The sequence below is a fragment of the Amycolatopsis sp. NPDC003861 genome (assembly GCF_053605405.1).
The window spans coordinates 1-12412 of sequence record NZ_JBSGJD010000091.1 but is presented as its reverse complement, the minus strand read 5'-3'; the positions used below and the strand labels follow the sequence as shown (position 1 = coordinate 12412).

The window sequence follows — 12412 nt, the reverse complement described above, 5'->3', positions numbered from 1 at the left end:
CGTGAGGTCATGCACGCGCTGGGCAATGAGCACCTGAGCAAGACGGAGTGGCGTGACCGGGTGACGCGCGCCCGGGCAGGGCAGGCAGCCGAATCCCACGCCAGGGAGGCGTCAGCGCTGGTCAGTGCGGTGTCGAAGGTCACAGCCGGCACCGTGTGCGCGTACCTGCCGTTCGGCACCGAGCCGGGCACGACGGCGTTCGTCGACGCGCTGGTGGCGGGCGGCGCGCGAGTGCTGCTGCCGGTCATCCGGTCGCGGACGGAACCGCTCGACTGGGCCGACTACACGGGCGAGGCCGACCTGGTGCCCAGCACGTTCCGGGGCATCCGCGAGCCGGGCGGGAAACGCCTGGGTACCGCCGCTGTGGGCGAGGCGGAGCTGGTCCTGGTGCCCGCGCTGGCCGTGGACCGCCGGGGCGTCCGGCTCGGGCGCGGGGCCGGCCACTACGATCGCTCGCTGGTCTTCGCCGCGGCCGGCGCGGCGCTGCTGGCCGTCGTCCGGGACGAAGAACTGGTCGAACGGCTGCCCGGGGAGCCCCACGACGTGCGCATGACCGGGGCCCTGACACCGGGGCGAGGCGTGGTCGACCTGCCGGTGTGAGCAACCAGGAATTGCCTTCCGGGAAGGTTTTCCCGCACAATCGGGTTAGCACTCAGGTCGGATGAGTGCCAGCAAAGGAGCCGTCAGTGCCTACGTACCAGTACGCCTGCAAAGAATGCGACCACCGGTTCGAAGCCGTGCAGTCGTTCTCGGACCCCAGCCTGACCGTCTGCCCGCAGTGCTCCGGGGTGCTGCGCAAGGTCTTCAGCTCGGTCGGCGTCGTCTTCAAGGGGAGCGGGTTCTACCGCACGGACTCGCGTGACTCCAGCAAGTCGAGCACCGCGGCCGCCCCGGCGAAGACCGAGACCAAGACGGAGTCGAAGTCCGACACGAGCTCGGCATCCTCCTCTTCGACCACGACGAAAACGGCCGCCGCGGCGTCCTGACCCGCAGGTTATCCACAACACCCCGGTTGTCCACAGATGCCGGACGTGGCCCTTCCGGCGGCCCGTCCGGCTTCCCTAACGTCGATCTCGTGCGGCACCCCGCCGCACCCGATCCGGCCGAGGGGGCCCCGTGGACATCCTGCCGAAGCTCCGCGCACTTCATCCGACCCGGCTGCCGAGCCGGCGGGCCAGGCTCATCCGCCGCTGGCTCGCCGCCGGCCTGCTCGTCCTGGGCGGCCTTTCGCTCGTTCACCCCGGTTCCGCGCGAGGCGCACCGACCGTCCTCGCGGCACACGACCTTCCTTCCGGAGCGGCGCTGAGCGCTGCCGACGTCCGGCTGGCCGACCTGCCCGGCGAAGCCCGTCCGAACGGCGTGCTGAGCACCTTCGAGGCCGTCGAGGGGCGCCTGCTGGCGGGCGCGGTCCGGGCCGGTGAGCCGCTGACCGACGTCCGCCTGGCCACGGCCCCCGCCCGGGGTGATCCCGGCACGGCGACCGTGCCGGTCCGGCTGGCCGACGAGGCCGTCGCGGACCTGCTCCAGCCCGGCCAGCGCGTCGACGTCGTCGCGGCGCCGGAGCAGGCAGTGCCGGCCTCCGTACTGGCCGCCGGGGCGACGGTCGTGACGGTCGGGCACCGGCAGCCGGCCACCCCCAAGGGGCCGCTGGTGCTGCTCCGGCTTCCGGAAGCGGCCGCGACAACGGTGGCGGCGATTTCACTGGAGCGTCCGGTAACGGTTACTCTCCGCTAGCCCACGCCCGCCGAGACGGGCCGGGCGTCCCCTTCCGGTTCGTGGCTCGTGAGGAGAGCAAGGTGTTCAAAGGCTTCAAGGACTTCCTGATGCGCGGCAACGTCGTCGACCTCGCCGTGGCGGTGGTCATCGGCTCGGCGTTCACGGCGATCGTCACGGCGTTCACCAACGGCCTGATCAAGCCCCTGATCAGCACGATCGGCGGCACCGACGCCGCGAACGGCCTCGGATACCAGATCTTCGACAACAACAAGGCGACGTTCCTGGACTTCGGCAGCGTGATCAACGCGGCGATCAACTTCGTCCTGGTCGCGGCGGTGGTCTACTTCGTGATCGTGCTGCCGGTCAAGAAGGTGCAGGAGCGCCGCAAGCGCGGCCAGGAGCCGGGTCCCTCGGAGCCGACGGACGTGGAGCTGCTGACCGAGATCCGCGACCTGCTGCGCGCCCAGCAGACCAACCAGCGCGGCACCGACCGCGACTGACGAGGTCAGCGATCGTGGTGCGGTGGCCGGTTCTCCCGGTACCAGTCATCCGGGAGACCGGTGCGCCGCTCGGGATCACGCTCATCGGAGGTCGTCTCGGGCAGAACGTCCCCGAAGATCTCATCAACCCGGCGCCGCTGCTCGCCGGTCTGAGGTTTCCGCTGTTCACCCGCCATGCCTCGAGTATCCCACGAAGCGCTGTTTGACAACTCCAGAGTGAAGGCCCCCGGCGACTCCACCCGCCGGCGCGCCGCTGCGGTGCGACCTCAGCCGACCGCATCCAGCCGCCCCAGCTGCTCCGCACTCAGCACGAGCCCCGCGGCGGCGACGTTCTCCTCCAGGTGCGCAATCCGTCCGGTGCCCGGAATCGGCAGCACCACCGGCGACCGGGCCAGCAGCCAGGCCAACGCCACCTGGGCCGGGGTGGCGCCCACTTCCGCGGCTACAGCGGCAACCACGGCGGCGCCGGACGCAGCCGGCAGAACGGGCCGCCAAGGCAGGAACGCGATGCCCGCCGAGGCGCAGGCCTCGACCACCGGCTCGTGCGCACGGTCGAGCACGCTGTACCGGTTCTGGACGCTGGCGATCTCGGCGAGCTCTCGCGCCCGGGCGAGCTCGTCGGCGGTCACTTCGGACAGTCCGAGCAGGCCGACCTTCCCGGCGGACTGCAGCTCGCACAGCGTCCCGAGCTGGTCGGGCAGTGGCGTTTCCGGGTCGATGCGGTGCAGCTGCAGCAGCTCGAGCCGCTCCACCCGGAGCCGGCGCAGGGCTTGGTCGACCTGGTCACGCAGGATTTCGGGCCGGGCGTCGAGCCGCCACTCGCCGCCGGGCCCGGTCCGCGCGACGCCGACCTTGGTGGTGATCAGCAGCTCGTCCGGGTACGGGTACAGGGCCTCGGCAAGCAGTTCCTCGTTGGCCCCACCGCCGTAGAGGTGCGCGGTGTCGATGAGCGTGACACCCAGCTCGACGGCCCGCCGAGCAACGGCAATCGCGCCGGCCCGGGCGGCCCCGGCTTCGGTCGGCAGGTGCATCGCCCCGAAACCGAGCCTCCGGACGGTCAGCCTGCCGCCGATCCGGAACTCGAGGGTCATGCCGAAAGCTCGTCGATCAAGAGCGAGGTCAGCGTCGCCATCCCCGAGCGGACCGATGCCCTACCCGACGAGAAAGTCAGCCCGCCACCGATCCGGGACCCGGGCTTCACACCTCTTCGAGGCCCGAAAGCTCGTCGATCACGTGCGGCACGAGCGAGGTCAGCGTCGCCATCCCATCGCGCACCGCGGACCGCGACCCGGCCAGGTTGACCACGAGCGTGCTCCCGGAAACCCCGGCGAGCCCGCGCGAGATCCCGGCGTCGACCGCGCCGGCGGCCAGCCCGGACGCGCGGATGGCCTCGCTGATGCCCGGGATCGGCCGGTCGAGCACACCGGCGGTGGCGTCCGGCGTCCGGTCACGCGGCAGTACCCCCGTGCCGCCGACGGTGATCACCAGGTCGGCGCCACCGATCACAGCGGTGTTGAGCGCGTTGCGGATACCCGCGGTCTCGGCCTCGACCACCACGACACCGTCGACGATGAAGCCCGCTTCTTCGAGCAGCTCCGTGACCAGCGGGCCAGTGGTGTCCTCGTGCTCGCCGTGCGCCACGCGATCGTCCACGATGACCACGAGGGCCCGGCCCAGCCGTTGTGCACTCCGTTCCATGGCGCCCACCGTAGCCGGTTTCGGCGGCCGGGCGCCGGGAGGTTCCGGGTGAGTTCTGACGATTCGGTGACGTGCCGCGGTGAGCGTCGGCGAGCCCCGCCGAAGCCCCCTAGCGTGGCCGGTGTGCGCGTACTGGTCACCGGCGGAGCCGGGTTCATCGGGTCCCACATCGCCGACCTCCTCGCCGACGGCGGCGACGACGTCGTGGTGCTGGACAACCTCCTCCCCACGGCTCACGGCTCCCGCACCCCGCCGCCGTACACGAGCAGGCACCGGTTCCTGCGCGGCGACGTCACGGACACGGAGATCGTCGCGGAGCTGCTGGACGGCGTCGACGCGGTCTGCCACCAGGCGGCAGTGGTCGGCCACGGCATCGACCCGTCCGACGCACCGTCGTACGCCCTGCACAACGACTACGGCACGGCGGTGCTCCTGGCCGGCATGCACGCGGCCGGCGTCGGAAAGCTGGTCCTGGCCTCGTCGATGGTCGTCTACGGCGAAGGCCGCTACACGTGTCCCGACCACGGCGTGGTGGCACCCTCGCCACGCCGCCGGTCCGATGTGGACGCGGGCCGGTTCGAGCCGCGCTGCCCGTCGTGCGAAGAGGAGCTGAGCTGGCAGCTGGTGCCCGAGGACGCGCCGCTGAACCCGCGCAGCACGTACGCGGCGACGAAGCTGGCCCAGGAACACCTGGCCGGCGCCTGGGCCCGCCAGACGGGCGGCACGGTGTGGGCCATGCGCTACCACAACGTCTACGGCCCACGGATGCCCCAGAACACCCCGTACGCCGGAGTCGCATCGCTCTTCCGATCGGCACTGGCCCGCGGCGAAGCCCCGCAAGTCCTGGAGGACGGCCGCCAGCAACGCGACTTCGTCCACGTCCACGACGTCGCCAGGGCGAACGTCCTGGCCCTCCGGACACCGGGCCCGAACGACCTCACGCCGCTGAACATCTGCTCCGGCACCCCGCACACGGTGGGCGACCTGGCAACAGAGCTGGCCCGGGCCTGCGAAGGCCCGGCACCGAAGGTCATGGGCGGCGCCCGCCCGGCCGACGTCCGCCACGTCGTCGCCGACCCGGCCCGAGCCCGCGAGCTGCTCGGCTTCACCGCGGAAGTCGGCTTCGCCGAGGGCATCGCCGACTTCGCGACGGCCGAACTCCGCGAGCCGGTCTCACCCTGAAACCAGGTCGGCTCCCGCGGCCCCTGAGCCGAACGCCGCGCTGCGTCCGGCTTCGGGCCGCCCGCGCGACCGGACATCACCTGCCGCGGTCCCGGATCACAGCCACAGTCGAGGTATCCCTCGATCCCGGGCCGTCCGCGCCACGCGGAACCCGGACCAGCCGCGGCCTACGGCATCGCGAGCGGCAGGCGCACCTCGAACCGGCACCCCGGCCCGTGGTTCTGCACCCCGATCCGCCCGCGGTGCGCCTCCACCAGGCCCTTCGCGATGGCCAGCCCGAGCCCGCCCCCGCTGGTCGTTCCGCCGCGCTCGGGCGTCCGCGCCTGCGTCCCGCGGAACGCCACGTCGAACACGCGGTTGATCTCGTCGTCCGGGATGCCGCCGCAGGAGTCGTCGACGGCGAGCAGCGCCTCGTCGCCGTCGACGCCGATCTGCACCGCCACCGTCCCGTCGGGCGGGGTGTGCCGGATTGCGTTGGACACCAGGTTCCGCACGATCCGGGCCAGTTCCGGGTCGCTGCCGGTCACCACCGGCCAGGTCGACGCGTTGGCGAGCACCTGGACCCGCTTCCGCAGGGCCACCGGCGCCTGGGCGGCGACGGCGTCGCTCACCACGTCCCGCAGCGGCACCGCGGACATCGTGAGCTCCAGGGCGCCCGCGGTGATCCGCGAGAGCTCGAACAGGTCACCGACCATCGCGGACAGCCGCCGGGTCTCGCCGCCGATCCGCTGGGCGTAGTCGGCGACCTCGTCGCGTTCGGACACCACGCCGTCGGCCAGTGCTTCGGCCATCGCCTGGATGCCGGCCAGCGGGCTGCGCAGGTCGTGGCTGATCCAGGCGACCAGTTCGCGCCGCGACGCCTCGGCGGCGCGTTCCCGCTCCCGCGCCTCGCGCTCCCACACGCTGCGGCGCGCGATCGCCCGGCCGAGGATGATCGCCGCGGGCACGGTGACCAGCGCGACGAGCAGGCAGACCAGCAGCATCGTCGTCAACGCCGGGGTGAACATGAACCCGCTGATGCCCAGGACGCCGGCCAGCGTGGCGAGCACCGGGATCAGCACCAGCACCGTGAGCGTGGTGGCCAGCGAGCCCCGGCGCAGGACGTACAGCGCCACGCCGCCCAGCGCCGCAACCGGCAGCGAGAACAGCAGCGCGAACGGCAGGATGTGCCAGAGGTGCGTCAGCATCTCCGGCACGGATTCACCCGACCCGATCACGGCTGCTCCCGGTCGTAGCGGTAGCCGACACCCCACACGGTCGCCACCCGGGTCGGCTTGGCCGGGTCGCGCTCGATCTTCTCGCGCAACCGTCGCACGTGGACGGTCACTGTGGACTGATCGCCGAAGTCCCAGCTCCACACCTTCTCGAGCAGGTCGGCGCGCGAGTAGGCGACGCCCGGGTGGGCGAGGAAGAACGCGAGCAGGTCGAACTCGCGGGTGGTGAGCGGCAGCTCGCGGCCGCCGAGGGTCGCGGTCCGGGCCTTCATCTGCAGGCGCAGGGCGCCGTCCACGAGCTCGGCGGCGGCCGGCTCCGGGCGGGGCATCCGGGCGCGGCGCAGCACCGAGGCGACACGGAGGGCGAGCTCCTTGGGGCTGAACGGCTTGGTCACGTAGTCGTCGGCGCCGAGCTGGAGCCCGGCGATCCGGTTCTCCTCCTCGCCGAGGGCGGTGAGCATGACGATCGGCACCTGGCTCACCTGACGCAGCCGCCGGCACACCTCGAGGCCGTTGATCCCCGGCATCATGACGTCGAGCACGACCAGGTCGGGCTCGTGGGCGGCGAACCGGGCCAGGCCCTCGGCACCATCGCCGGCCATGTCGACGGTGAACCCGGCCACCTCGAGGTAGCGACGAACGACGTCGCGGACCGTCTCGTCGTCGTCGACCACGAGCACGTGCCCGGTCTGATCGCTCATCACGTCTCCCTCACCAGCCCGTCAGCAGCAGGTGGTTGACCGCGAGCGCCGTCGCCGCCTGCGCGGCCAGCCACCACCGGCGACCGGGCCGCGGGAGCAACGCCGTCATCGGCAGCAACCACACCCCGAACGGTAGCCAGATCCGCTCGGTCTCGGCTTTCGACAGGCCCGAAACGTCGGCGAAGAGGATGGCGGCCAGGGCGGCGAGGCCGAGCAGGAGCACCGGATCGGTGAGCAGGGCCCGGCGCGGGGACGCGACGCCACGCCGGATGGCGGCCACGACCGCGGGGCCGAGGGCGACGACGACCGCCGCGAGGTCGGCCCACACCCAGTACGAATAGGGCCGGACCAGCGCGACGCCCTGGTAGTAGCGCTCGACGACCAGGTGGTAGCCGTCGAGCCACCAGAAGCCGGCCCAGGCGAACACGCCCACGACGGCGAGCGCCGCGACGATCGCCAGCGCCGCCGACCGCCACTGCCGGCCGAGAACGGCGACCGCCACCGCGAGCACGCCGAGCAGCACCAGGCCGTACGACAGGAAGATCCCGAAGCCGAGCAGCACCCCGGCGGCCAGCCCGGCCGGGACGGCGTACCGGCGGCCGTGGGCGAACCCCGTCGCGGACAGCGCGAGCAGCGCCAGGCCGGTGGCCGTCACGCCGGCGAACAGGCCGTCCGCGGACACGCCGATCCACACCGCGCCGGGGGTGAGGACGGCGAACGGCAGCACCGTGCGGGCCGCCTCGGGCCGGCCGAGCAGCGCGACCGTGGCCGGCACGGCCACCGCAACCAGGCTGCCGGCGAGCACGACGGCCGTGGCCGCCCACGCGCCGCCGTGCAGGCCGAGCCGGTCCAGCCAGACGAAGACGAGCGTCGCGCCCGGTGGGTGGCCCGACACGTGCGTCGTCCACGAATGCGGCTGGAAATCGAGGATGCGGGAGGAGAACTCGCGCAGCATCCGCGGGATGTCGATGATGCCCGGGACCTCGTGGAGGTACTCCTGCGGAATGGTGAGGTGCCCGGCGAATCCGCGGTCCCAGCCGTCGACCATGGTCAGCGAGAAGATCCAGGCGAGCGAGGCGAGGTAGCCGGCGGCGAGCGCGCGGCGCCACGGCAGCCGGGCGGCCAGCGTGGGGCCGTGCAGGACGACCGCGATCGCGATGAGCACCGCGAACACCGAGCCCGGGCCGACGTGCGGCAGCCAGTCGGCGAACAACGGCGGCGCGGACACGAAGATGATCACGCCGGAGTGCGGCCGGTTGTAGTACAGGCCGACCGCGGTGGCCGTGGCGACGAGCACCGCCGCCGCGGCGACGGCGAGGAGGTCGGCGCGGCGGCCGGTGACCGGGGCTTCGGGTTCGCGGGCAGGCGGCTCGGCGAGCCGGGCTGCCGGGTTCGGCTCGCTCATCGCCGCCCACCCTAGGTCCGCGGCGGCCGGTCCGCGCCCTCGGAGCGGGAGCCGTAACGACGCGGTAAGAACTCACCGGACGTCATGATTCGGTAAGCGCCGCAAGGGTTCTACGCCACTCCCGGACGGACTTACGGTCGGCGGCGTGACTGACTTGGAAGTGGACGTCGTCCTCCCCTGCCTCGACGAAGCGGCCGCGCTGCCCGGCGTGCTGGCCGGCCTGCCACCCGGCTACCGCGCGATCGTGGTCGACAACGGCTCGTCCGACGGCTCACCCGAGGTAGCGGCCTCGCTGGGCGCGAAGGTCCTCCACGAACCGCGTCGCGGCTACGGCGCCGCCGTCCACACGGGGCTGGAAGCCGCCACCGCGGACATCGTGTGCTTCGCTGACGCCGACGGGTCCCTGGACCTCGCCGACCTGCCGCAGCTGGTGAGCGCGGTCAGGCGCGGCGCGGACCTGGCGGTCGGACGCCGGGTGCCGACCGGTCCCGGGGTGTGGCCGTGGCACGCGCGAGCGGGCAACGTCGTGCTGGCGACGCTGTTGCGCAGCCGTGGGCTGCCGGTGCGGGACATCGCGCCCCTACGCGCCGCGGACCGGCGGGCGCTGCTCGGCCTCGGTGTCGCCGACCGGGCCTTCGGCTACCCCCTGGAGCTGCTGATCAAGGCCCAGCGAGCCGGGTGGCGGGTCCGCGAGTTCGACGTCCGCTACGGCGAGCGCGCCAAGGGCACGAAGTCGAAGGTGTCCGGGTCGGCACGGGGGACGCTGCGTGCGGTGCGCGACTTCGGGCGGGTGCTGGCCCGATGACGCCGTTCGTCCTGCTGGTCGTGGCCAAGGCGCCGGTTCCCGGCTTCGCGAAGACCCGGCTCTGCCCACCCGCGACCCCGGCTCAGGCGGCCGAGATCGCCGCGGCCGCGCTGCTCGACACGCTCGACGCCGTCTGCGCGGTCCCCGGCGCTTTACCCGTCGTCGCGATGACCGGCGATCTCGGCGCCGCGGCCCGGGCCGACGAGATCAGTGCGGCACTGCGACGCGCGACCGTCATCCCGCAGCGTGGCCGGGATTTCGGGGCGCGGCTGGCGAACGCCCACGCCGACGCCGCTGCGGTGCACGCCGGTCTGCCCATCCTCCAGATCGGCATGGACACGCCACAGGTGACGCCGGAGTCCCTCGCCGCAGCGGCCGCACCGGTCCGCCACGGCAGCCACGACTCGGTGCTCGGGCCGGCCGAGGACGGTGGCTGGTGGGCGCTGGGACTCGCCGAGCCACGGCATGCGCAGGTTCTCGTGGACGTTCCGATGTCCTGCGACGACACCGGCGAGCGCACGCTGCGCGCCCTCGCCGAGCGCGGGTTGCAGACAAGGCAGGCATTCCGCCTGTCCGATGTGGACACCATGGCGAACGCCCGTTCGGTGGCGGCGGCATGTCCGCGAGGCCGGTTCGCCCACGCCGTCGCGGCCGTCGGCGGACAGGCGGTGGCGTGATGACGGCCCCGGCGAGCGCCGGCCACGAGTTCGACCTCGGCCTGCTCGGGCACCGGTGCTGGCTCGAACTGGCCAGCGGCGAACGGATCGAGCTGGCCGTGGAACGCTGGGCGGAACCGTCCGAGGGCGACGACGTCCTGCTCGACGCGTGTTCCGGCCCCACCATCGACCTCGGGTGCGGGCCCGGGAGGCTGACCGCGGCGCTGGCCGCGCGCGGGGTGGTCGTGCTGGGCGTGGACAGCTCGCGCACAGCCGTCGGGCTGACCCGGCGGCGCGGCGGAAGTGCGTTGCAGCGCAACATCTTCGACCGTCTGCCCGGCGAAGGGCGGTGGCGGCACGCCCTGCTCGCGGACGGCAACATCGGCATCGGCGGCGACCCGGTCACCCTGCTCCGGCGCACGACGCGGCTGATCGCCCCCGACGGCGACGTGCTCGTCGAACTGGAGCCGCCCGGCCGGGGACTCCGGCACGAGCGCGTCCGGCTCCGGCCCGGCCACGCCGACGTCGCCTGGTTCACCTGGGCTTGGGTGGGGGTCGACGCGATCGCCGAAGTCGCCGCGCGGGCCGGGTTGCGCGTCGACCGGACGACCCGGCACGGCCACCGCTGGTTCGCGCGATTGGAGCGATCGTGAAACTCCCGATCCCGGCGGAGGAGCAGTTCCGGGCGCCGGCGCACCACGAGCGGGTGACGTCGAAGATCGGTCTGGCGCTCGCGATCACCTTCACGACGTGCTTCGTGACGGGCTTGCTCAGCCACCTCATCCAGCACCCACCCGGGTGGTTCTCCTGGCCGAGCCGGCCGGTCGGGCTCTACCGCGTCACGCAGGGGTTGCACGTGATCTCGGGCGTGGCTTCGATCCCGTTGCTGCTGGCGAAACTGTGGAGCGTCTACCCGAAGCTGTTCGGCCGGCCGCTCGTCCGCTCGCTGCCGCACGCCCTGGAGCGGCTGTCGATCCTGGTGCTGTCCGGGGCGGCGTTCTTCGAGCTGACGACCGGGCTGCTGAACGTCGCGCAGAACTACCCGTGGGGCTTTTACTTCCCGCAGGTGCACTACGCGGTCGCGTGGCTGGCGATCGGTTCGATCCTGGTGCACGTCGCGGTGAAGCTGCCGATCATCCGCCGTGCCCTGAGCCGGACCACCGTCGAGGAACCACCGGCGGAAGGGCTGTCGCGACGGGGTTTCCTGGTGACCACCGGGCTGGCGACCGGCGTCGCGGTCGTGGCCACCGCGGGCGCGACGGTCCCGTTCCTGCGCGGCGTCTCCGCCCTCTCCTGGAAGACCGGCAAGGGCACTCAGAGCCTCCCGGTCAACCGCACGGCGGCGGCCGCCGGTGTCACGTGGTCGCCGGCCTGGCGGCTCTCCGTGGTGACTGCGCGCGGCACGACGAAGTTCTCGCTCGACGACCTGCGCGCCCTGCCCCAGACGACGGCCGAGCTCCCGATCGCCTGCGTGGAGGGCTGGAGCCAGTCGGCCACCTGGCGTGGAATTTCCCTGCCCACGCTGCTGAAAACCGTCGGCGCGGCCCCGGGCACGGCGGTGCGGGTGTCCTCTTCGGAGCGTGGCGGACTGTACGGCGTCAGCGTCCTCCCCGGCGAGCACACGGCCGACGAACTGACGCTGCTGGCCCTAGAGCTCAACGGCGAGGTCCTCGCCCCCGACCACGGCTTCCCCTGCCGCATCATCGCCCCGAACCGGCCCGGTGTGCTGCAGACGAAGTGGGTCACGAAACTGGAGGCGCTGTGAAGACCGCCCGCGCGCTCCTCGCGCTGCCCGGCCTCGCGGCGCTGGCCTGGGGCGTGGTGCTGTTCGCCGAGTACGCGCTGCCCCTGCGTCCCGATGTCTTCGGCACGGTGGGCTGGATCATCGGCGGCCCGCTCCTCAACGACGCGGTCATCGCCCCGCTGACGGCCCTGCTCGGCTTCGCCCTGTCCCGGCTCCTCCCGCCCCGCTGGCGAACCCCCGTCATCGCGGGCACGGTCATCACGGCCGCACTGGCCATCCTGGCGTTCCCGCTGCTCTGGCGCCCGTACGGAACCCCACCGATGCCCGGCCTCCACGACACCAACCCGGCCCCGGCCCTGGCCATCACCCTGGCCGCAGTCTGGCTCACGGTGGTCCTGACCGCCCTCCGCCACCGTGTCCTCCCCCCAATCACACGTGATGCCCCTCCAATCACGAGTGATACCCCTCCAGACACGCGAGGTGCCCGCCCCGGCACCCCAACCGACCCTCCGGGCACGCGCACCGCCCCTCCCGGCACACCAGCCGACGGCCCGGGCACGCGACCAACCCCAGCCGCTCCTCAAGGCACACCGGCCGCCCCTCCGGACACGCGGCCTACCCCGCCGCGCGACCCGGCCGACCTTCCAGACACGCCAGCCGACCCTCCAGACACGCGGCCCGCCGAGTCCGCCTTCCCGGCCAACCCTCCAGGCACGCAAGCCGACCGCCCCGGCACGCCGGCCGACCGTCCCTGAACCGGGCACAAATGCGGCCACGCGCGACCGGCATCG

Annotated in this window: 15 protein-coding genes; 10 read left to right on the top strand and 5 right to left on the bottom strand. The window is 72.9% G+C overall.

Going from position 1 to position 12412, the window contains the following annotated elements:
• The first annotated feature begins 9 nt into the window (after positions 1-9).
• The 4 genes from ACWEVN_RS22785 to mscL all read left to right on the top strand — a co-directional run bounded on the left by ACWEVN_RS22785 (position 10) and on the right by mscL (position 2216).
• The gene (locus tag ACWEVN_RS22785; protein WP_452052595.1) at positions 10-600 is read left to right on the top strand and encodes a 5-formyltetrahydrofolate cyclo-ligase; all 591 of its coding nucleotides are present in this window, start codon (positions 10-12) and stop codon (positions 598-600) included.
• Between the two features lie 86 nt (positions 601-686).
• Positions 687-986 (top strand): FmdB family zinc ribbon protein, encoded by a 300-nt coding sequence (locus ACWEVN_RS22780; RefSeq protein WP_449682660.1) that lies wholly within the window; start codon positions 687-689, stop codon positions 984-986.
• A 130-nt stretch (positions 987-1116) separates the two neighbouring features.
• Positions 1117-1734 (top strand): SAF domain-containing protein, encoded by a 618-nt coding sequence (locus ACWEVN_RS22775; protein ID WP_452052594.1) that lies wholly within the window; start codon positions 1117-1119, stop codon positions 1732-1734.
• 62 nt (positions 1735-1796) lie between these two features.
• Positions 1797-2216 carry a large-conductance mechanosensitive channel protein MscL gene (mscL, locus tag ACWEVN_RS22770; protein WP_310974091.1) on the top strand — a complete coding sequence of 140 codons (420 nt, stop codon included), beginning with the start codon at positions 1797-1799 and terminating at the stop codon, positions 2214-2216.
• A gap of 266 nt (positions 2217-2482) precedes the next feature.
• Here mscL and ACWEVN_RS22765 read toward each other — a convergent pair whose 3' ends face one another.
• Together ACWEVN_RS22765 and ACWEVN_RS22760 are read right to left on the bottom strand one after the other, a co-directional pair.
• The gene (locus ACWEVN_RS22765; protein WP_452052593.1) at positions 2483-3307 is read right to left on the bottom strand and encodes an aldo/keto reductase; all 825 of its coding nucleotides are present in this window, start codon (positions 3305-3307) and stop codon (positions 2483-2485) included.
• Positions 3308-3413: 106 nt separating this feature from the next.
• Positions 3414-3914 carry a MogA/MoaB family molybdenum cofactor biosynthesis protein gene (locus ACWEVN_RS22760; RefSeq protein ID WP_013230045.1) on the bottom strand — a complete coding sequence of 167 codons (501 nt, stop codon included), beginning with the start codon at positions 3912-3914 and terminating at the stop codon, positions 3414-3416.
• A gap of 123 nt (positions 3915-4037) precedes the next feature.
• Here ACWEVN_RS22760 and ACWEVN_RS22755 point away from each other — a divergent pair, with 123 nt between their 5' ends.
• Positions 4038-5096, top strand: coding sequence for an NAD-dependent epimerase/dehydratase family protein (locus ACWEVN_RS22755; RefSeq protein WP_452052592.1), 1059 nt, complete (start codon positions 4038-4040; stop codon positions 5094-5096).
• 167 nt (positions 5097-5263) lie between these two features.
• Here the strand turns inward: ACWEVN_RS22755 and ACWEVN_RS22750 are convergent, their stop codons facing one another.
• Genes ACWEVN_RS22750 through ACWEVN_RS22740 form a run of 3 tightly spaced genes read right to left on the bottom strand, consistent with a single transcriptional unit; the run spans position 5264 to position 8416 of the window.
• A complete protein-coding gene (locus tag ACWEVN_RS22750; RefSeq protein WP_449682654.1) occupies positions 5264-6313 on the bottom strand; it encodes a sensor histidine kinase in 1050 nt (349 codons plus the stop codon).
• Positions 6310-7011: a response regulator transcription factor gene (locus tag ACWEVN_RS22745; protein ID WP_449682653.1), complete on the bottom strand. Its 702-nt coding sequence runs from the start codon at positions 7009-7011 to the stop codon at positions 6310-6312. Before ACWEVN_RS22745 ends, ACWEVN_RS22750 begins: the two co-directional genes overlap by 4 nt.
• 10 nt (positions 7012-7021) lie before the next feature.
• A complete protein-coding gene (locus ACWEVN_RS22740; protein ID WP_452052591.1) occupies positions 7022-8416 on the bottom strand; it encodes a hypothetical protein in 1395 nt (464 codons plus the stop codon).
• 160 nt (positions 8417-8576) lie between these two features.
• Here ACWEVN_RS22740 and ACWEVN_RS22735 point away from each other — a divergent pair, with 160 nt between their 5' ends.
• From ACWEVN_RS22735 to ACWEVN_RS22715, 5 genes are read left to right on the top strand one after another with little or no spacing between them, the layout of a single operon-like run.
• A complete protein-coding gene (locus tag ACWEVN_RS22735) occupies positions 8577-9221 on the top strand; it encodes a glycosyltransferase family 2 protein (protein ID WP_452052605.1) in 645 nt (214 codons plus the stop codon).
• Positions 9218-9898 (top strand): TIGR04282 family arsenosugar biosynthesis glycosyltransferase, encoded by a 681-nt coding sequence (locus ACWEVN_RS22730; protein WP_452052590.1) that lies wholly within the window; start codon positions 9218-9220, stop codon positions 9896-9898. Before ACWEVN_RS22735 ends, ACWEVN_RS22730 begins: the two co-directional genes overlap by 4 nt.
• Positions 9898-10530 carry a methyltransferase domain-containing protein gene (locus ACWEVN_RS22725; RefSeq protein ID WP_449682650.1) on the top strand — a complete coding sequence of 211 codons (633 nt, stop codon included), beginning with the start codon at positions 9898-9900 and terminating at the stop codon, positions 10528-10530. Before ACWEVN_RS22730 ends, ACWEVN_RS22725 begins: the two co-directional genes overlap by 1 nt.
• Positions 10527-11642: a molybdopterin-dependent oxidoreductase gene (locus ACWEVN_RS22720; RefSeq protein ID WP_452052589.1), complete on the top strand. Its 1116-nt coding sequence runs from the start codon at positions 10527-10529 to the stop codon at positions 11640-11642. The genes ACWEVN_RS22725 and ACWEVN_RS22720 overlap by 4 nt, the downstream gene beginning before the upstream one ends.
• Positions 11639-12376 carry a hypothetical protein gene (locus tag ACWEVN_RS22715; protein WP_449682648.1) on the top strand — a complete coding sequence of 246 codons (738 nt, stop codon included), beginning with the start codon at positions 11639-11641 and terminating at the stop codon, positions 12374-12376. Before ACWEVN_RS22720 ends, ACWEVN_RS22715 begins: the two co-directional genes overlap by 4 nt.
• Positions 12377-12412: the final 36 nt, after the last annotated feature.

What these genes read in the sequence shown, in the direction of transcription:
- ACWEVN_RS22745 (WP_449682653.1), bottom strand. Translation starts at nt 7,011, where the DNA reads ATGAGCGATCAGACCGGGCACGTGCTCGTGGTCGACGACGACGAGACG.
- ACWEVN_RS22725 (WP_449682650.1), top strand. Translation starts at nt 9,898, where the DNA reads ATGACGGCCCCGGCGAGCGCCGGCCACGAGTTCGACCTCGGCCTGCTC.
- ACWEVN_RS22785 (WP_452052595.1), top strand. Translation starts at nt 10, where the DNA reads ATGCACGCGCTGGGCAATGAGCACCTGAGCAAGACGGAGTGGCGTGAC.
- ACWEVN_RS22740 (WP_452052591.1), bottom strand. Translation starts at nt 8,416, where the DNA reads ATGAGCGAGCCGAACCCGGCAGCCCGGCTCGCCGAGCCGCCTGCCCGC.
- ACWEVN_RS22765 (WP_452052593.1), bottom strand. Translation starts at nt 3,307, where the DNA reads ATGACCCTCGAGTTCCGGATCGGCGGCAGGCTGACCGTCCGGAGGCTC.
- ACWEVN_RS22730 (WP_452052590.1), top strand. Translation starts at nt 9,218, where the DNA reads ATGACGCCGTTCGTCCTGCTGGTCGTGGCCAAGGCGCCGGTTCCCGGC.
- ACWEVN_RS22760 (WP_013230045.1), bottom strand. Translation starts at nt 3,914, where the DNA reads ATGGAACGGAGTGCACAACGGCTGGGCCGGGCCCTCGTGGTCATCGTG.